Origin of the sequence: Yersinia nurmii (assembly GCF_001112925.1) — a bacterium.
Lineage (GTDB): Bacteria > Pseudomonadota > Gammaproteobacteria > Enterobacterales > Enterobacteriaceae > Yersinia > Yersinia nurmii.
In genome coordinates this window covers 1-18835 of sequence record NZ_CPYD01000019.1, presented here as the reverse complement: position 1 = coordinate 18835, position 18835 = coordinate 1, and the positions used below count along the sequence as shown (strand labels likewise).

Genomic DNA, 18835 nt, shown 5'->3' with positions numbered 1-18835 from the left:
AAAGCGATTAGTCTTTGCTGTTACCAAAACCTGCGTTAAGCAATTCAGCCAGGTTGGCAGTTGCTTCGTCCGCGCTAACCTGCGGAACAACAGGGGTTTCACCCTGAGCTTTACGACGCATGCGATCCTGATGATAAGCGTAACCGGTACCGGCTGGAATCAGACGACCCACGATTACGTTCTCTTTCAGGCCACGCAGTTCATCACGTTTACCGGCAACGGCCGCTTCGGTAAGAACACGCGTAGTTTCCTGGAACGATGCTGCAGAGATGAAGGACTCGGTCGCCAAGGATGCCTTGGTGATACCCAGCAGGTCACGAGTGAACGTGGCCTCGATTTTGCCTTCAGCTGCCAACTTACGGTTAGCGATTTTAACGCGAGACATTTCTGCCTGCTCGCCTTCCAGGAAGTCGGTGCCACCTGCATCAACGATGGTGCCTTTACGCAACATCTGACGAACGATAACTTCGATGTGTTTATCGTTAATCTTAACGCCTTGCAGACGGTAAACTTCCTGCACTTCGTTGGTGATGTAACGGGTCACGGCGTGAACGCCACGCAGACGCAGAATGTCGTGTGGAGATTCTGGGCCGTCGGAAACCACGTCACCGCGTTCTACAACTTCACCTTCGAACACGTTGAGCTGACGCCACTTAGGAATCATCTCTTCGTATGCATCGCTACCATCCAACGGTGAAATCACCAGACGACGCTTGCCTTTGGTCTCTTTACCGAACGAGATGATCCCGCTGATTTCAGCCAGGATTGCAGGCTCTTTCGGACGACGTGCTTCGAACAAGTCAGCAACACGTGGCAGACCACCGGTAATATCTTTGGTACCGCTGGATTCTTGCGGAATACGCGCCAAAGTATCACCAGCACCGATCTGAATGCCGTCTTCCAGCTGAACAATCGCTTTGCCTGGCAGGAAGTATTGAGCCGGCATATCAGTACCAGGGATCAATACATCGTCGCCTTTAGCGTCAACGATTTTCAGTGCTGGACGCAGGTCTTTACCGCTACCGGTACGCTCTGCGGAATCCAGAACTACCAGAGAAGACAAACCGGTCAGTTCGTCGGTCTGGCGGGTAATGGTCTGGCCGTCAATCATATCCGCGAAGCGAATGAAACCGCTCACTTCGGTCACAACTGGCATGATGTGCGGATCCCAGTTGGCAACGGTTTCCCCGCCCTGGACTTCTGCGCCATCGCCTTTGCCCATTACGGCACCGTAAGGCACTTTGTAGCTTTCTTTAGTACGACCGAATTCGTCGATCAGCTTCAGCTCGGTATTACGAGAAGTAATAACCAGCTTACCTGCTGCATTCATAACGAACTTGGCGTTGCTCAGTTTCAGCGTACCTTTGTTCTTAACCTGAATGCTGGATTCTGCTGCCGCACGAGATGCCGCACCACCGATGTGGAACGTACGCATCGTAAGCTGAGTACCCGGCTCACCGATGGACTGTGCTGCAATAACACCCACTGCTTCACCTTTGTTGATGATGTGCCCACGCGCCAGGTCACGACCATAGCAGTTTGCACACACACCGAAATCGGTTTCACAGCTTACAACTGAACGAACTTTAACGCTGTCGACGGAGTTTTCTTCTAACAGATCACACCATTTTTCGTCCAACAGGGTGTTACGCGGAACCAGAATATCAGCCGTACCCGGCTTCAAGACTTCTTCTGCGGTCACACGACCTAGAACGCGATCGCGCAGTGGCTCTTTAACATCGCCACCTTCAATAACCGGAGTCATCACGATACCGTTATGGGTACCACAATCGTCTTCGGTTACAACCAGATCCTGTGCCACGTCAACTAAACGACGGGTCAGGTAACCGGAGTTCGCAGTTTTCAATGCGGTATCCGCCAAACCTTTACGAGCACCGTGGGTTGAGATGAAGTACTGAAGTACGTTCAAACCTTCACGGAAGTTCGCGGTGATTGGCGTTTCAATGATCGAACCATCCGGCTTAGCCATCAGGCCACGCATACCGGCCAGCTGACGAATCTGTGCCGCGGAACCACGCGCACCGGAGTCGGCCATCATAAAGATGCTGTTGAAGGAAACTTGTTGCTCCACTTCACCTTTACTGTTGACGACGTCTTCCACGGACAAGTTGTCCATCATAGCCTTGGCAACACGTTCGTTGGCTGCGGCCCAGATATCGATCACTTTGTTATAACGTTCGCCCGCGGTTACCAGACCAGATTGGAACTGCTCCTGAATCTCGGCAACTTCGGTTTCAGCTTCTTCGATGATCCCAGCTTTCGCTTCAGGGATAACCATGTCATCGATACCTACAGAGGCGCCGGAACGCGCTGCATAAGCAAAACCGGTGTACATGATCTGGTCAGCAAAGATAACCGTTGGCTTCAAGCCCAGGATGCGGTAACAGGTGTTCAGCATCTTGGAGATAGCTTTTTTGCCCAGCGGCTGGTTAACGATAGAGTAAGGCAGGCCTTTCGGGACAATCATCCACAAAATGGCACGACCGATAGTCGTATCGATGATGCTGGTTTGCGAAACAGTTTCACCTTCCGCAGTACGGATTTCTTCAGAAATACGCACTTTAACTCGGGCGTGCAGAGACGCCAGGCCTGCGCGATAAACACGCTCAGCTTCTTTCGAGCCATTCAGCACCATGCCTTCGCCTTTGGCGTTAACACAGTCACGAGTCATGTAGTACAGACCCAATACAACGTCCTGAGAAGGAACGATGATTGGCTCGCCGTTCGCAGGTGACAGGATGTTGTTGGTAGACATCATCAACGCACGCGCTTCCAGCTGAGCTTCCAGCGTCAAGGGTACGTGAACAGCCATCTGGTCACCATCGAAGTCGGCGTTATATGCCGCACAAACCAGCGGATGCAGCTGAATTGCTTTACCTTCGATCAGAACCGGTTCAAACGCCTGGATACCCAAACGGTGAAGGGTTGGTGCACGGTTCAGCAGTACTGGGTGTTCGCGGATAACTTCATCCAGAATATCCCAAACAACCGCTTCTTCACGCTCAACCATCTTCTTGGCCGCTTTGATGGTGGTAGCAAGACCACGCAGTTCCAGCTTGCCGTAGATGAACGGTTTGAACAGCTCGAGTGCCATTTTCTTCGGCAGACCGCACTGATGCAGACGCAGGTATGGACCTACGGTGATAACCGAACGGCCTGAGTAGTCAACACGTTTACCCAGCAAGTTCTGACGGAAACGACCTTGCTTACCTTTGATCATGTCTGCCAAAGATTTCAACGGACGCTTGTTCGAGCCGGTAATTGCACGACCGCGACGGCCGTTATCCAGCAATGCGTCTACTGCTTCTTGCAGCATACGCTTTTCGTTGCGCACGATGATGTCAGGAGCAGCCAGATCCAGCAGGCGTTTCAGACGGTTGTTACGGTTGATCACGCGACGATACAAATCGTTCAGATCGGAAGTCGCAAAGCGACCGCCATCCAAAGGAACCAATGGACGCAGATCTGGCGGCAACACAGGCAGCACGGTCAGGATCATCCACTCTGGCTTGTTGCCAGACTGTACGAACGCTTCCAACAGCTTGATACGCTTGGTCAGCTTCTTACGCTTGGTCTCAGAATTCGTTTCGTTCAGTTCTTCGCGCAGGATTTCGCATTCTGCTTCCAGATCCATGTTTTTCAACAAGGCTTGGATCGCTTCTGCACCCATTTTCGCGTCGAACTCATCACCAAACTCTTCCAACGCGTCCAGATACTGCTCTTCAGTCAGGATCTGACGACGTTCCAGGTTGGTCATGCCGCCTTCGATAACCACATAGGATTCGAAGTACAGAACACGTTCGATGTCACGCAGTGGCATATCCAGCAACAAACCGATGCGCGAAGGCAAGGATTTCAGGAACCAGATGTGTGCAGTCGGAGAAGCCAGCTCGATGTGACCCATACGCTCACGGCGTACTTTAGTCTGAGTTACTTCAACGCCGCATTTCTCACAAATTACACCACGGTGTTTCAAACGCTTGTATTTACCACACAAGCATTCGTAATCTTTTACTGGGCCAAAGATACGGGCGCAGAAAAGGCCGTCACGTTCTGGTTTGAACGTACGGTAGTTAATGGTTTCCGGCTTTTTAACTTCGCCGAACGACCAAGAACGGATCATGTCTGGCGAGGCCAGAGCAATTTTGATCGCATCAAACTCTTCGGTCTTAGTTTGCGCTTTCAGAAACTTTAATAAGTCTTTCACGGATTGGCTCCTGTCGGAGTTAGACCTGATAGGCGCCCAAACCTAGGTTTGAGCGCCCCTGTGACCAGTGCGTACCACCAGCAGACTCCCGGCTGTGAGAGCCTGCCGTCTGGAGAAGATTTACTCTTCTTCCAGCTCGATATTGATGCCCAGCGAGCGGATTTCTTTCAACAATACGTTGAAGGATTCCGGCATGCCTGGTTCCATACGGTGATCGCCATCCACGATGTTTTTATACATCTTGGTACGGCCGTTTACATCGTCGGACTTGACGGTAAGCATTTCCTGCAAGGTGTACGCGGCGCCATAAGCTTCCAACGCCCACACTTCCATCTCACCGAAGCGCTGACCACCGAACTGAGCTTTACCACCCAGCGGCTGCTGAGTAACCAAGCTGTAAGAACCGGTAGAACGCGCATGCATTTTGTCATCAACCAAGTGGTTCAGTTTCAGCATGTACATGTAGCCGACAGTAACCTGGCGCTCGAACTGCTCACCGGTACGGCCGTCAAACAAGGTAATCTGACCAGAAGTTGGCAGGCCACCCAGCTTTAACAGTTCCTTGATTTCAGTCTCTTTCGCACCATCGAAGACTGGCGTTGCGATTGGCATACCTTTTTTCAGGTTCTCAGCCAGACGCATAACTTCGTCATCGGTAAAGGTGTTCAAGTCAACTTTCTGACAAACGTTGTCGCCCAGATCGTATGCTTTCTGGATGAACTCACGCAGTTTGGCAACTTCTTCCTGCTTCTTCAGCATGGCGTTGATTTTCTCGCCGATACCTTTAGCTGCCATCCCCAAGTGGGTTTCCAGAATCTGACCGATGTTCATACGCGATGGTACGCCCAGCGGGTTCAGAACGATGTCTACCGGCGTACCGTTTTCATCGTAAGGCATATCTTCGATCGGGTTGATCTTGGAGATAACACCTTTGTTACCGTGACGACCTGCCATCTTGTCACCCGGTTGAATCTGACGTTTAACGGCCAGATACACTTTAACGATTTTCAGCACGCCTGGTGCCAGATCATCGCCTTGGGTGATTTTACGACGCTTGGCATCCATCTTCTTCTCGAATTCGGATTTCATTTCGTCGTATTGCTCTGCCAGCTGTTCCAGCTGGTTTTGCTTGTCTTCGTCGGTCAGGCCCAGTTCCAACCAGCGGTCACGTGGCAGTTTGCTCAGCTTGTCAGCTTCGATACCACCAGAAACCAGCACGGCGTGGATACGTGCAAACAGGCCAGCTTCCAGAATCTGCAATTCTTCAGTCAGGTCTTTCTTAGCCTGCTTCAGCTGCATTTCTTCGATTTCCAACGCGCGCTTGTCTTTTTCTACGCCATCGCGAGTAAAGACCTGCACGTCGATAACCGTACCGGAAACGCCGTTTGGTACACGCAGAGAAGAGTCTTTAACATCAGACGCTTTCTCACCGAAGATCGCACGTAACAGCTTCTCTTCTGGAGTCAGCTGGGTTTCACCTTTAGGTGTTACCTTACCAACCAGAATGTCGCCGCCGGTGACTTCAGCACCGATATACACGATACCGGATTCATCCAGTTTGGAGAGCGCAGCTTCACCCACGTTAGGGATGTCGGCAGTGATCTCTTCAGGCCCCAGCTTGGTGTCACGAGACACACATGCCAATTCCTGAATATGGATAGTGGTGAAGCGATCTTCTTGAACTACACGCTCGGAGACCAAGATGGAGTCTTCGAAGTTGTAACCGTTCCAAGGCATGAAGGCTACGCGCATGTTCTGACCCAGCGCCAGCTCACCCAAGTCTGTTGATGGACCATCTGCCAGCACGTCGCCGCGCTCGATTGGCTCACCCAGATTCACACACGGCATCTGGTTGATGCAGGTGTTCTGGTTAGAACGGGTGTACTTAGTCAGGTTGTAAATATCAATACCTGCTTCGCCTGGGTACATCTCGTCTTCGTTAACTTTAATGACGATACGGGATGCATCTACGTACTGAACGGTACCGCCACGTTTGGCTACGGAGGTTACCCCGGAGTCAACCGCTACTGCACGTTCCATACCGGTACCAACCAGCGGCTTATCAGCACGCAGAGTAGGAACCGCCTGACGTTGCATGTTCGCACCCATCAAGGCACGGTTGGCGTCATCGTGTTCTAGGAATGGAATCAGAGAAGCACCAACGGACACCACCTGTTGAGTGGAAACGTCCATGTAGTCAACCTGATCGCGGCTAAACAGGCTGGATTCGCCTTTGCTACGACAAGTGACTAAGTCTTCGATGAAGCGGCCGTCTTCGTCCAGGTTGGAGTTCGCCTGAGCGATAACGAAGTTGCCTTCTTCAATAGCAGACAGATAGTTGATTTCATCAGTCACCACACCATCACGCACGCGACGATACGGAGTTTCCAAGAAACCATACTCATTGGTCTGTGCGTACACGGACAAAGAGTTGATCAGACCGATGTTTGGACCTTCTGGCGTTTCGATTGGACATACACGACCGTAGTGAGTCGGATGAACGTCTCGAACTTCAAAGCCAGCACGCTCACGGGTCAAACCGCCCGGGCCCAATGCAGAAATACGACGCTTATGCGTGATTTCAGACAACGGGTTGTTCTGGTCCATAAATTGGGACAGCTGGCTGGAACCGAAGAACTCTTTCACCGCCGCCGAAATAGGCTTGGCGTTGATCATGTCCTGAGGCATCAGCGTGTCGAGGTCGCCCAGAGACAACCGCTCTTTAACAGCACGCTCAACGCGAACCAGGCCTACACGGAACTGGTTTTCAGCCATTTCACCAACGGAACGAATACGACGGTTGCCTAAGTGGTCGATATCATCCACTTCGCCTTTACCGTTACGGATATCAATGAGCTTCTTCATCACTTCAGTGATGTCTTCTTTGCTCAGGATACCGGAACCTTCGATCTCGTCACGCAGCAGTGAACGGTTGAACTTCATCCGGCCTACCGCAGACAGATCGTAGCGGTCTTCAGAGAAGAACAGGTTCTCAAACAGATTTTCAGCTGCTTCGCGAGTTGGTGGCTCACCAGGACGCATCATGCGATAGATCTCAACCAGAGCGCTCAAGCGATCGCTGGTTGGGTCAACGCGCAGGGTCTCGGAGATATAAGCACCGTGATCCAGGTCATTGGTGAACAGAGTTTCAATGCGTTTGTGACCGGCTTGGCTCAGTTTCGCCAGCAGATCCAGTGACAGCTCCATGTTGGCTGCACAGATCAGCTCGCCGGTGTTCTCATCGATGTAGTCTTTAGCAACCACTTTACCGGCAATGTATTCAACCGGAACTTCGATGCGATCCACGCCGTCTTTTTCAAGCTGACGGATATGACGAGCGGTAATACGGCGAGCTTTCTCGACGTAAACCTTGCCATTAGCTTCGATATCAAAGGAAGCTGTTTCACCGCGCAGACGCTCTGGAACCAGCTCCATCTGCAGCTTGTTATCACGAATTTCGAACACAACTTTATCAAAGAACAGGTCAAGGATCTGTTCAGTGGTAAAGTTCAATGCACGTAGAATGATGGTCGCAGGTAATTTACGGCGACGGTCAATACGCACAAAGAGGTTGTCTTTCGGGTCAAACTCGAAATCCAACCATGAACCGCGATAAGGGATAATACGTGCGTTATATAACACTTTACCCGATGAATGGGTTTTACCCTTATCACTGTCAAAGAATACGCCAGGACTACGGTGAAGCTGAGATACGATAACCCTCTCAGTACCGTTAATCACAAAGGTACCATTCTCGGTCATGAGTGGAATTTCACCCATGTAGACTTCTTGTTCCTTGATGTCTTTAACCGTACCTTCAGGAGCTTCCCGCTCATAGATAACCAGACGCAGCTTAACGCGCAGCGGTGCTGAATACGTCACGCCACGGATCTGGCACTCTTTGACGTCAAACACTGGCTCACCAAGACGGTAGCTAACGTATTGCAGCTCCGAATTGCCACTGTAGCTCTGGATTGGAAAAACAGAACGGAATGCCGCTTCTAGGCCGTGCTGTCCTTCTGGATCTTGCTCGATAAATTTCTGGAACGAGTCAAGTTGGATAGAAAGGAGATAAGGTATGTCCAAAACTTGTGGACGTTTACCAAAATCCTTACGAATACGTTTTTTCTCGGTATAGGAGTAAACCATAGGGTTCCTCAGCTCGCTGATCAGTGACCCACTCTGTCCGTCCTAAAGGACAGTTCATTCAACACTATTTTCTCGATCGGAAAGTCGAAACACTTTCCGTAATACTTCGTTCTATCACTCTTAAACCATTTCATCGCGTTACCTTGACTACCGAGCTACCCGAGTGGGTCGTAGCTGAGAACGCAGTATATTAAGTCGTCGATAGAAAGAAATATTGGGGTTAGTCAGTATCTAAACAGTGTGAAACTCCACTGACGCCCTACAGCGCAAAAAGGCTGGTGACTAAAAGTCACCAGCCATCAGCCTATAAAGTTAGGCTGCAAACTGAAAGCTATACTTACTTGATCTCAACAGAAGCACCGGCTTCTTCAAGAGCTTTTTTCAGTGCTTCAGCGTCGTCTTTGCTCACGCCTTCTTTCAGAGCTGCTGGTGCAGATTCAACCAGGTCTTTAGCTTCTTTCAAGCCCAGGCCAGTTGCGCCGCGAACAGCTTTGATTACTGCAACTTTGTTGTCGCCGAATGCAGACAAGATAACGTCGAATTCAGTTTTCTCTTCTACAGCTTCAGCAGCAGCAGCAGGACCTGCAGCAACAGCAGCAGCTGAAACGCCGAATTTCTCTTCCATAGCGGAGATCAGTTCAACGATTTCCATTACAGACAGAGCTGCAACGCCTTCGATAATTTGTTCTTTAGTGATAGTTGACATAACAATTGTTCCTAAAATACAGAAATAGTTTATACGTTAAAAAGCAGTGTCGGAAAAAACAGAGGGCGATTAAGCCGCTTCAGCTTCTTTCTGATCACGCAGCGCAGCCAAAGTGCGAACCAATTTGCCAGCAGCGGCTTCTTTCATGGTTCCCATCAGACGTGCGATTGCTTCTTCGTAGGTCGGCAGAGTTGCCAAGCGGTCGATTTGAGCCGCAGGGATTAACTCGCCTTCAAAGGCTGCTGCTTTAACCTCGAATTTTGCATTCGCTTTCGCGAAATCTTTGAACAGACGAGCAGCTGCGCCCGGGTGTTCGCTAGAAAATGCAATCAAGGTTGGACCAACAAACGTGTCTTTCAGGCACTCGAATGGAGTACCTTCAACTGCGCGTGACAGCAAGGTGTTACGAACAACTTGCATGTGAACGCCAGCTTCACGACCTGCTTTACGCAGTTCAGTCATTTTATCAACGGTTACGCCACGGGAATCCGCAACAACCGCAGACAGCGCACCTTTGGCTACTTCTTTAACTTCAGCAACAATCGCTTGTTTGCCTTGAAGATTTAGTGCCATTAGTTCTTGCTCCTGGATTAACCGGAGAATAATTCCCCGGAACTCACATCACCCAATTACGACAAAAATGTCATTAACGGGCGTTGAAACACGGTGAGCAGAATCCAGCAAAGACAATTCTTTAATAAAAAAGAAAAAATTTCTTTAGGCTCTGTCACCGTCTACGCAGGAAATTAAGTCCTTTGCAGAACACCTGCGGTCTTGGACGGAGGCTTGGATAGGCCAAGCTCCAACCGAAAAATTCTGTTGTTCACATGGTACGGTTAAACCGTAGTCAATAGAACCATGGGCGTAAGATTCTAGACAAACCTAACGCCCACGTAAAGCGATAAAAGCAAATAGTGATTAGTTCACTACTGCAGTCAGGCCGCTTTGATCAATAGCAACGCCGGCGCCCATGGTGGTGGACAGGCTGATTTTCTTGATGTAAACGCCTTTCGCTGTAGCAGGCTTAGCCTTCTTCAGCGCAACTACCAGGGATTCCAAGTTTTCTTTCAGCTTGTCAGCGTCAAAGTCAACTTTACCGATGGTAGTGTGGATAATACCGTTTTTGTCGTTGCGATAACGAACCTGACCTGCTTTAGCATTCTTAACTGCTTCAGCAACGTTAGGAGTAACGGTACCCACTTTCGGGTTTGGCATCAGGCCACGTGGGCCCAAGATTTGGCCCAATTGACCAACAACGCGCATTGCATCTGGAGATGCGATTACAACGTCGAAGTTCATTTCGCCTTTCTTGATTTGATCAGCCAGGTCGTCCATACCTACCAGTTCAGCGCCAGCTTCTTTTGCTGCTTCGGCGTTTGCGCCTTGAGCAAATACAGCTACGCGAACAGAACGGCCGGTACCGTGTGGCAATACAGTTGCGCCACGGACGTTTTGATCAGATTTACGAGCGTCGATACCGAGGTTAACGGCAACGTCAACGCTTTCTACGAATTTAGCAGTAGCCAGCTCTTTCAGCAGGGCAACAGCTTCGTTGATATCGTATTGCTTAGTAACATCAACTTTGTCACGGATCACGCGCATGCGCTTGGTCAGCTTAGCCATTTATTAACCCTCCACTACCAGGCCCATGGAACGAGCAGTACCTTCGATAGAACGCATCATAGCGTCTACGTCAGCACCAGTCATATCCGCAGCTTTGGTTTCTGCGATTTCACGGACCTGAGCAACGGTCACTTTACCTACTTTGTCTTTGTTCGGCTTGCCAGAACCAGACTTAATACCTGCCGCTTTTTTCAGCAGAACTGCTGCTGGCGGGGTTTTAGTAACGAAAGTGAAAGAGCGATCAGAATAAACAGTAATAACAACAGGGATCGGCAGGCCTTTCTCAACGCTTTCAGTCTTAGCATTGAACGCTTTACAGAATTCCATGATGTTAACACCCTGCTGACCCAATGCTGGGCCAACTGGAGGACTTGGGTTCGCCATACCAGCTGCTACTTGCAGCTTGACATAGGCTTGTACTTTCTTAGCCATTTACGATTTCCTCGATTTGGGTAGTATCGCCTCGTTGTGAGGCTCCCCGTGTTTTGCCTCGCAAAGTCGGAAGACTGAGCAAGACATCTAAAAACAAAAGGCGCGAAATTATAGTGTAATTTCGCGCCTGATACAAGACTCAAAGTTCAACCAGTGGTGAAAAATGAATCAGCCTTTCTCGACTTGGCTGAAGTCCAGTTCGACCGGTGTTGCACGACCAAATATGGAAACAGACACTTTCAAGCGGCTCTTTTCGTAGTCCACTTCTTCAACAACGCCGTTGAAGTCAGCGAACGGACCATCGCTAACGCGTACCAGTTCACCTGGTTCGAACAGTGTTTTAGGACGTGGTTTATCACCCACTTGTTGAAGACGATTCATGATCGCATCAACTTCTTTGTCACTGATCGGCGCTGGGCGATCGGAAGTACCACCGATAAAGCCCATCACACGCGGTACGCTACGCACTAAGTGCCAGCTTGCGTCATTCATGACCATCTGGACCAGAACGTAGCCTGGGAAGAACTTGCGTTCACTCTTACGACGCAGCCCACCACGAATTTCCACGACTTCTTCCGTCGGAACCATGACTTCGCCGAACAGCTCTTCCATGTCCTGTAATTTGATATGCTCACGCAGCGATTGAGCTACGCGGCCTTCAAAACCGGAAAACGCCTGAACGACGTACCAACGCTTTTTTGGTGCTTCAGACATCTTAGAACCTCAGGCCAGTAATAAACGATACTAAGCGGACCAGGATACCATCCAGTCCCCACAAAATCAGTGACATCACGGCAGTAACCGCGGCAACGATTAACGTGGTGTGTAGCGTTTCCTGGCGAGTAGGCCAAATCACTTTACGCACTTCCGTGCGTGCTTCGCGAGCAAACGCTACTGTGGCTTTGCCTTTAACCGTCATCAGCGCAACAGCACCGGCAACAGCGATAATTACAACAACTGCCAGCGCGCGCAGTGGAAGACTGAAATCTCGGTAATAATAATTGCCAACAATTGCCGCAACCAATAATACGGCAACAACTAGCCATTTAACCGCTTCCAGGCCGCGCCCGCTCCCTTGAGCCTCGGTATTCGCACTCATAAACCAACCTGTCACTATGATTCAGAACAAACAACTTTGCCTCGCGTAGCGAAGCAAACCAAACCGAAAGATGCTCTAGATTTCCGGCACCATTCAGCACTATCCGCCGTACTGACAGAGCCCATCTCACCAATAATTATGAGTCTAAAACCACTGATGAGATAGGTTCTGGTGTCACAACGTAGAAAAAGGGCATCAAATGATGCCCTTTTACCGCATGTCGCGTCAAATCTTATTCAATAACTTTAGCGACAACGCCGGCACCTACAGTACGACCACCTTCACGGATTGCGAAACGCAGGCCGTCGTCCATAGCGATTGGCGCAATCAGGTTTACAATCATTTGAATGTTATCACCTGGCATTACCATTTCAACGCCTTCTGGCAGTTCAATGGTACCGGTCACGTCAGTAGTACGGAAGTAGAACTGAGGACGGTAACCTTTGAAGAATGGCGTATGACGCCCACCTTCATCTTTGCTCAGAATATAAACTTCTGATTCAAACTTGGTGTGTGGCTTGATAGAACCTGGCTTAGCCAGAACCTGCCCACGCTGTACGTCATCACGTTTAGTACCACGCAGCAGAACGCCAACGTTTTCACCGGCACGGCCTTCGTCCAGCAGCTTGCGGAACATTTCAACGCCGGTACAAGTGGTTTTGATGGTATCGATGATACCAACGATCTCGACTTCTTCACCCACTCTGACGATACCGCGCTCTACACGACCAGTAACAACGGTACCGCGGCCAGAGATAGAGAACACATCTTCAATTGGCAGCAGGAACGGCTTATCAATTGCACGCTCAGGCTGTGGAATGTAGCTGTCCAGTGCTTCAGCCAGTTCAATAATTTTGGCTTCCCACTCTGGTTCGCCTTCCAACGCTTTCAGCGCGGAACCACGAATAACCGGAGTGTCATCGCCTGGGAAATCGTATTGAGACAGAAGCTCACGCACTTCCATTTCAACCAATTCCAGCAGCTCTTCATCGTCAACCATGTCACATTTGTTCAGGAAGACGAGAATGTAAGGAACGCCAACCTGACGACCCAGCAGGATGTGCTCGCGAGTTTGTGGCATTGGGCCATCGGTCGCAGCAACAACCAGAATCGCACCGTCCATCTGAGCAGCACCGGTGATCATGTTTTTCACATAGTCAGCATGGCCTGGGCAGTCAACGTGCGCATAATGGCGAGATGGGGTGTCATATTCAACGTGAGAAGTATTGATGGTGATGCCACGCGCCTTTTCTTCTGGCGCGTTATCGATCTGGTCAAACGCACGGGCATTACCGCCGTAGGTTTTGGCCAGTACGCTGGTGATTGCAGCAGTCAGGGTAGTTTTACCGTGGTCAACGTGGCCGATAGTACCCACGTTTACGTGCGGTTTTGTACGTTCAAACTTTTCTTTAGACATCGATTGTCCCTCTAAGACACGGAATCGGTGGTTTCACCACATCAACCAAGCAAAATGCTTGCTGAATCCATAACGCAGAAAGAAGATCAAGGGAGCGAGAGAAAGAAGAAGTGGTGCTGATAGGCAGATTCGAACTGCCGACCTCACCCTTACCAAGGGTGCGCTCTACCAACTGAGCTATATCAGCACATCTTGGAGCGGGCAGCGGGAATCGAACCCGCATCATCAGCTTGGAAGGCTGAGGTAATAGCCATTATACGATGCCCGCATCCTGGAACTCGGCTACCTGACTTATCTGCAGAATCTAAAAGGAAGGGCGTGGCCTCTTCACTCTTGGAAGGTTCTCACCTTCCCTTTACTTGCCAGGCCGGTTTTCAGTTTCCTGAATCACCTTGGCATATAAAGTTGAATATGGTGGTGGGGGAAGGATTCGAACCTTCGAAGTCGATGACGGCAGATTTACAGTCTGCTCCCTTTGGCCGCTCGGGAACCCCACCTAATTGTAAGTACTTGAATGGTGCCGGCACCAAGAGTCGAACTCGGGACCTACTGATTACAAGTCAGTTGCTCTACCAACTGAGCTATGCCGGCATCAAGTGCAGCGCATTCTAGGTAGACCAGACCTGCGATGCAACAAAAAAATCGCTTAACTCGCTCTATCGCTCATAAAATAAACAGATTTGCGCGATGCGACGTATTATCCGGCGATGAGCGTTCAAATATTATTCGCAATGGCTTAGCTTGTCACCCTCGAATTACCGATTTTAAAAACAGATCACAACGGAGCATTCGCACCAATTTGTGTCACGCGGCCTCATTCAAGTGCATACAAAATATCAGATTAAGATAAATACCCATAAGCAGCAGTAAGTTCACATTGGCGTAGTTCTTGCTTTATCAGCATCAATTTATTGGTTTTTTCTGTTTATCGTCCAATGCTTATTGTCAACGAGGTATACCCAATGAAAATTGTTTTGTTAAACGCAGCGACTCTGCCCATTTACCGCAATGAATTGGCACTTCTATTGATTGATGCTGTCACCCATGGCGCATCTATTGGTTATAGCTCTCAACGTTTGCCAGCTGAAGAAGCAGAACAGTATTTTCATAGTTTGCGTCCTGCCATTGCCGCCAGAGAGTTAATGCTGTGGATTGCACGCGATAAATCAGGCGTTGTTGGCACAATCCAACTGAGTTTATGCCAGAAAGCCAACGGTCTTAATCGAGCAGAAGTGCAGAAGCTTTTGGTACACAGCCGCTGTCGCCGAATGGGCATTGGACAAAAATTGATGCATGAGGTTGAAGAAACGGCGTACCAGCTTCACCGAGGTTTACTTTATCTGGATACGCAAACAGGTTCATCTGCTGAATCATTTTATAGAGCGCAGGGATACCGTTGCATAGGTGAAATCCCTGACTATGCCTGTACACCAAACGGTAGCTACCACCCAACGTCGATTTATTACAAACGCCTATTTGCAGTAAATCAGTCATATAGTTCAATTGTCGGTTAAATTGCACATCACAGTGGAGTAAAAATATCCACGGTGTCATAAACAGTCTTAATTGATCGGAATACCAACATACGTCAAAGAAATCGCGCGCCACGTACAAAAAACTCTACGCCAAAAACCAAGCTGCCTATAATATGCAGCTTGTTTCTTATCTGGAGTTGGCGTCCAGCGCCTTTCCCAACCTGCGTTTACAGGCAGAATTTGGCTTATGACAAAAAGAGAGCAATCTTTAGCGACGCCTTACCTACAGTTCGATCGCACACAGTGGGCGGCCCTGCGCGACTCAGTGCCTTTGACACTGACAGAAGAAGAAATCGTTAATCTTAAAGGGATAAACGAAGACCTCTCATTGGAAGAAGTGGCACAGATCTACCTACCCTTGTCCCGTCTCCTCAATTTCTATATCAGTTCTAATTTGCGCCGTCAGGCGGTATTAGAGCAGTTCCTAGGAACCGATGGGCAACGTATTCCTTATATTATTGGTATCGCTGGTAGCGTTGCCGTCGGCAAAAGCACAACGGCGCGTCTGTTGCAGGCATTGCTAAGCCGTTGGCCAGAGCATCGCAGCGTTGAACTGATTACCACTGATGGTTTCCTTCATCCAAATAAAGTATTAAATGAACGCGGGTTAATGAAGAAGAAAGGTTTCCCGCAATCTTATGATATGCATAATTTGGTGAAATTCGTTTCCGAGGTTAAGTCTGGAGCCAGTGAGGTTACTGCTCCTGTTTATTCTCATCTGATTTATGATGTCGTTCCTGATGGAAATAAAACCATTAAGCAACCTGACATTCTTATTTTAGAAGGTCTGAATGTGCTGCAGAGCGGCATGGATTATCCACACGACCCTCATCATGTATTTGTTTCTGACTTCGTCGATTTCTCAATATATGTCGATGCACCAGAGGAATTATTGCAAAACTGGTATATCAATCGGTTTCTTAAATTCCGGCAAGGTGCATTTTCTAACCCTAACTCTTACTTCCATAATTATGCGCAATTGCCTGAAACAGAGGCCATTAAGATTGCCACTCAACTTTGGAAAGAGATTAATGGACTGAATTTAAAACAAAATATATTACCAACGCGTGAACGCGCCAGTTTGATAATGACTAAAAGCGCGAACCATGCTGTAGAAAACGTCCGGTTAAGAAAATAAATTAAATAGGGAGGCTAAGCCTCCCTATTCATCATGAATTAACGCCACGAAGGGATATTTCCCCACCGATATAAGGCTTCACATCACCATCTTGTTCTAGCAATAAACCACCTTGCTGATCGATTCCTCTGGCAATGCCGAATATCTCTTGGTTGCCAATAATCAATTTAACTGGCCGGTCTAAATAATTATCTAGCTCTCGCCAACGGGAAATAAATGCCCCTAAGCCTTCATTTTCGAACTTAATAACTGCGCGGCGTAATTCACTCAATAACTCAGCGGTTAGTTTATTACGATCAATAGACACACCGGCTTCTTGTAAATTAATCCAATCCTGGTTAATCACGTTATTCGATGAGTCTCGCATCGATAAATTAATCCCAGCGCCAATAACTAACTGGGCAGCGTCCCCGGTTTTTCCTGTTAACTCAACCAATATACCGGCTAACTTTTTATCGCTTAGGTATAAGTCGTTTGGCCATTTGACCTTCACATCCGCCGCACCAAGCTTTCTCAACACTTCGGCCATCACAATGCCGACCACCAGACTTAACCCCATTGCAGCTGCGGGTCCCTGCTCTAGGCGCCAAAACATGGAGAGATAAAGGTTAGCCCCAAATGGTGAAACCCAATGACGCCCACGCCGCCCTCTTCCAGCCTGCTGATATTCAGCCACACAGGCATCGCCTGACTGGAGTTCATTAATTCGGTCCAGAAGATATTGGTTTGTCGAATCAACAACCGGCAAGACACTCACTTTCCCTTCTGGTAAATATGTCGCTATCGCGTCTGCATTCAGTAACTGAATAGGCGCAGGCAAGCTGTAACCTTTCCCCGGAACGGTAAATACATCCAGACCCCATTCACGGATGGTTTGAACATGTTTATTAATTGCGGCGCGGCTCATGCCCAGAGTCTCACCCAGTTGCTCACCCGAATGGAATGCGCCGTCAGCTAACATGCCAATCAGTCTTAAAGGAACGGTAATATCTTTCACGACAAGCTCTCCACGGCATTAACTTCGCCCGAAGCCGCAATAAAACGCACTTCAGGTTCGAGCCAAACGGCAAATTTAAGCGCAACCTGCTGACGTACATGGCTAGCGAGATCGACGATATCCTGACTTGATGCATCATCTAGATTGATTAAAACCAGAGCCTGCTGCTGATGCACCGCAGCACCACCAATTCGGTGTCCTTTCAATGCACATTGGTCAATCAACCAACCGGCAGCAAGTTTTACCGAATTATCAGCCTGAGGATAATGTGGAGCATTAGGATAGGTTCGGAGTATTTCCGCGGCCTTTTCTGCGCTGACTATAGGATTTTTGAAGAAACTACCTGCATTACCCGTTACATTCGGATCTGGCAGTTTACTCCGCCGCATTGCGCATACCGAGTCAAAAATCTCGCGAGCAGTAACCGTCGACGGATTTAAACGGGTTAAATCACCGTAACCTAGGGTAGGCTTCCAGTCTTTATTCAGCTTGATGCCAACAGCAACAATGGCAAAGCCTTCACCATAGCGATGCTTGAAAATGCTGTCTCTATAGCCAAAAGCACAGTCTTCAGCCAAAAGGCGTCGAACTTCGCCAGTATTCAAATCGAGCAAATCGACGTATTCACAGACTTTTTGTAACTCGACACCGTAAGCACCAATATTTTGAATCGGTGCAGAGCCAACGCATCCCGGAATTAACGCCAGATTTTCTAACCCTACCATTTGCTGCTGCAATGAATAGCACACAAGCTGATGCCAGTTTTCACCCGCGCCAACGTGCATATACCATGCAGTATCATCTTCTCTGCATTGAATTCCCTTAATCCTATTCAACAGCACCGTACCGGAGAAGTTTTCAATAAACAGTACGTTACTTCCTTCCCCTAATAGCAACACGGGCTGATTTGACGCTTTAGCTTCATTCCAGGCAACGGTTAGCGCAGAAACAGACTCTATGCTCACCACATGGGTTGCATATGCGGAAAGAGCAAAGGTATTAAGGTTTTTCAGGGGCGCGGCAGGGGTCAACATAGCTTGCAATACTCACTCTAACTAAACTGTATCTAGTCTAACCGATCGGAATACTCAGGTTGTAACTTGTTTACATCAGAGGATGAAAAATATATTTATTTCACTAATAGCCTAATAGGCAGAGCTGAAAAATGGATGCTTTTCGCCCAATTTCAGTTCTACGATCTGGTCTATTTGCTGATTTTACGTCCGAAAAATACCCGTTAATGGGGATTAATTTTCGATAAAACCGACCTTGCTAGTTGGTTACATCGCTTTTTAATTCAATATAAGCTAGGTAAGTCACTGGTTCTGCGTGAAACCTCTGCGAATTCACTGCTTAATCATGTAAACAAAGGCACAATTTACGTGATAAGCCGGAACTGATGGGAATGAAAATCGCCATACAAACCTTCAAAGCCCGACATACCCTGGGTTTCCCCGCCCCCTTAAACGCAAAAAGCCCCCCGCTATCGCAGGAGGCCTCCGTTCGGGCGC

At 48.8% G+C, this 18835-nt stretch carries 13 protein-coding genes and 4 tRNA genes; 2 read left to right on the top strand and 15 right to left on the bottom strand.

Annotated features, from left to right (window positions below; all coding sequences use genetic code 11):
• Positions 1 to 7: 7 nt before the first annotated feature.
• From rpoC to AD970_RS17680, 13 genes are all read right to left on the bottom strand, one after another.
• Positions 8 to 4228: a DNA-directed RNA polymerase subunit beta' gene (gene rpoC / locus AD970_RS17740; RefSeq protein ID WP_049602160.1), complete on the bottom strand. Its 4221-nt coding sequence runs from the start codon at positions 4226 to 4228 to the stop codon at positions 8 to 10.
• Positions 4229 to 4348: 120 nt separating this feature from the next.
• Positions 4349 to 8377, bottom strand: a complete 4029-nt coding sequence (gene rpoB / locus AD970_RS17735) for a DNA-directed RNA polymerase subunit beta (RefSeq protein WP_049602158.1) — start codon at positions 8375 to 8377, stop codon at positions 4349 to 4351.
• A 337-nt stretch (positions 8378 to 8714) separates the two neighbouring features.
• Positions 8715 to 9083: a 50S ribosomal protein L7/L12 gene (gene rplL / locus AD970_RS17730; RefSeq protein WP_049602156.1), complete on the bottom strand. Its 369-nt coding sequence runs from the start codon at positions 9081 to 9083 to the stop codon at positions 8715 to 8717.
• A 69-nt stretch (positions 9084 to 9152) separates the two neighbouring features.
• Positions 9153 to 9656: a 50S ribosomal protein L10 gene (gene rplJ, locus AD970_RS17725; RefSeq protein ID WP_049602154.1), complete on the bottom strand. Its 504-nt coding sequence runs from the start codon at positions 9654 to 9656 to the stop codon at positions 9153 to 9155.
• 345 nt (positions 9657 to 10001) lie between these two features.
• Complete coding sequence (rplA, locus tag AD970_RS17720; protein ID WP_049602152.1) at positions 10002 to 10706, bottom strand: 50S ribosomal protein L1; 705 nt, start codon at positions 10704 to 10706, stop codon at positions 10002 to 10004.
• A gap of 3 nt (positions 10707 to 10709) precedes the next feature.
• A complete protein-coding gene (gene rplK, locus AD970_RS17715; protein WP_049602150.1) occupies positions 10710 to 11138 on the bottom strand; it encodes a 50S ribosomal protein L11 in 429 nt (142 codons plus the stop codon).
• Positions 11139 to 11306: 168 nt separating this feature from the next.
• On the bottom strand, positions 11307 to 11852 hold the full coding sequence (gene nusG / locus AD970_RS17710; RefSeq protein ID WP_004722260.1) for a transcription termination/antitermination protein NusG: 546 nt from the start codon (positions 11850 to 11852) through the stop codon (positions 11307 to 11309).
• A 1-nt stretch (position 11853) separates the two neighbouring features.
• Positions 11854 to 12237 carry a preprotein translocase subunit SecE gene (secE, locus tag AD970_RS17705; protein WP_049602148.1) on the bottom strand — a complete coding sequence of 128 codons (384 nt, stop codon included), beginning with the start codon at positions 12235 to 12237 and terminating at the stop codon, positions 11854 to 11856.
• A gap of 232 nt (positions 12238 to 12469) precedes the next feature.
• The gene (gene tuf, locus AD970_RS17700) at positions 12470 to 13654 is read right to left on the bottom strand and encodes an elongation factor Tu (RefSeq protein ID WP_049602145.1); all 1185 of its coding nucleotides are present in this window, start codon (positions 13652 to 13654) and stop codon (positions 12470 to 12472) included.
• Positions 13655 to 13765: 111 nt separating this feature from the next.
• Positions 13766 to 13841: transfer RNA gene (locus tag AD970_RS17695), tRNA-Thr, on the bottom strand.
• Positions 13842 to 13847: 6 nt separating this feature from the next.
• Positions 13848 to 13922 (bottom strand) — tRNA-Gly (locus tag AD970_RS17690).
• 144 nt (positions 13923 to 14066) lie between these two features.
• Positions 14067 to 14151 (bottom strand) — tRNA-Tyr (locus AD970_RS17685).
• A gap of 18 nt (positions 14152 to 14169) precedes the next feature.
• A tRNA-Thr gene (locus tag AD970_RS17680) sits at positions 14170 to 14245 on the bottom strand.
• A 371-nt stretch (positions 14246 to 14616) separates the two neighbouring features.
• On the opposite strand from AD970_RS17680, the gene AD970_RS17675 reads away from it, so the two are divergent.
• The gene (locus AD970_RS17675) at positions 14617 to 15168 is read left to right on the top strand and encodes a GNAT family N-acetyltransferase (protein WP_049602142.1); all 552 of its coding nucleotides are present in this window, start codon (positions 14617 to 14619) and stop codon (positions 15166 to 15168) included.
• A gap of 208 nt (positions 15169 to 15376) precedes the next feature.
• Positions 15377 to 16327: a type I pantothenate kinase gene (gene coaA, locus AD970_RS17670; protein WP_049602140.1), complete on the top strand. Its 951-nt coding sequence runs from the start codon at positions 15377 to 15379 to the stop codon at positions 16325 to 16327.
• A 31-nt stretch (positions 16328 to 16358) separates the two neighbouring features.
• Here coaA and birA read toward each other — a convergent pair whose 3' ends face one another.
• Both birA and murB read right to left on the bottom strand, forming a co-directional pair.
• Positions 16359 to 17324 (bottom strand): bifunctional biotin--[acetyl-CoA-carboxylase] ligase/biotin operon repressor BirA, encoded by a 966-nt coding sequence (gene birA, locus AD970_RS17665; RefSeq protein ID WP_049602137.1) that lies wholly within the window; start codon positions 17322 to 17324, stop codon positions 16359 to 16361.
• Positions 17321 to 18358, bottom strand: a complete 1038-nt coding sequence (gene murB / locus AD970_RS17660; RefSeq protein ID WP_049602135.1) for a UDP-N-acetylmuramate dehydrogenase — start codon at positions 18356 to 18358, stop codon at positions 17321 to 17323. Before murB ends, birA begins: the two co-directional genes overlap by 4 nt.
• Positions 18359 to 18835: the final 477 nt, after the last annotated feature.

What these genes read in the sequence shown, in the direction of transcription:
- secE (WP_049602148.1), bottom strand. Translation starts at nt 12,237, where the DNA reads ATGAGTGCGAATACCGAGGCTCAAGGGAGCGGGCGCGGCCTGGAAGCG.
- rplK (WP_049602150.1), bottom strand. Translation starts at nt 11,138, where the DNA reads ATGGCTAAGAAAGTACAAGCCTATGTCAAGCTGCAAGTAGCAGCTGGT.
- rplJ (WP_049602154.1), bottom strand. Translation starts at nt 9,656, where the DNA reads ATGGCACTAAATCTTCAAGGCAAACAAGCGATTGTTGCTGAAGTTAAA.
- tuf (WP_049602145.1), bottom strand. Translation starts at nt 13,654, where the DNA reads ATGTCTAAAGAAAAGTTTGAACGTACAAAACCGCACGTAAACGTGGGT.
- rplA (WP_049602152.1), bottom strand. Translation starts at nt 10,706, where the DNA reads ATGGCTAAGCTGACCAAGCGCATGCGCGTGATCCGTGACAAAGTTGAT.
- murB (WP_049602135.1), bottom strand. Translation starts at nt 18,358, where the DNA reads ATGTTGACCCCTGCCGCGCCCCTGAAAAACCTTAATACCTTTGCTCTT.
- rpoB (WP_049602158.1), bottom strand. Translation starts at nt 8,377, where the DNA reads ATGGTTTACTCCTATACCGAGAAAAAACGTATTCGTAAGGATTTTGGT.
- coaA (WP_049602140.1), top strand. Translation starts at nt 15,377, where the DNA reads ATGACAAAAAGAGAGCAATCTTTAGCGACGCCTTACCTACAGTTCGAT.
- nusG (WP_004722260.1), bottom strand. Translation starts at nt 11,852, where the DNA reads ATGTCTGAAGCACCAAAAAAGCGTTGGTACGTCGTTCAGGCGTTTTCC.
- rplL (WP_049602156.1), bottom strand. Translation starts at nt 9,083, where the DNA reads ATGTCAACTATCACTAAAGAACAAATTATCGAAGGCGTTGCAGCTCTG.
- AD970_RS17675 (WP_049602142.1), top strand. Translation starts at nt 14,617, where the DNA reads ATGAAAATTGTTTTGTTAAACGCAGCGACTCTGCCCATTTACCGCAAT.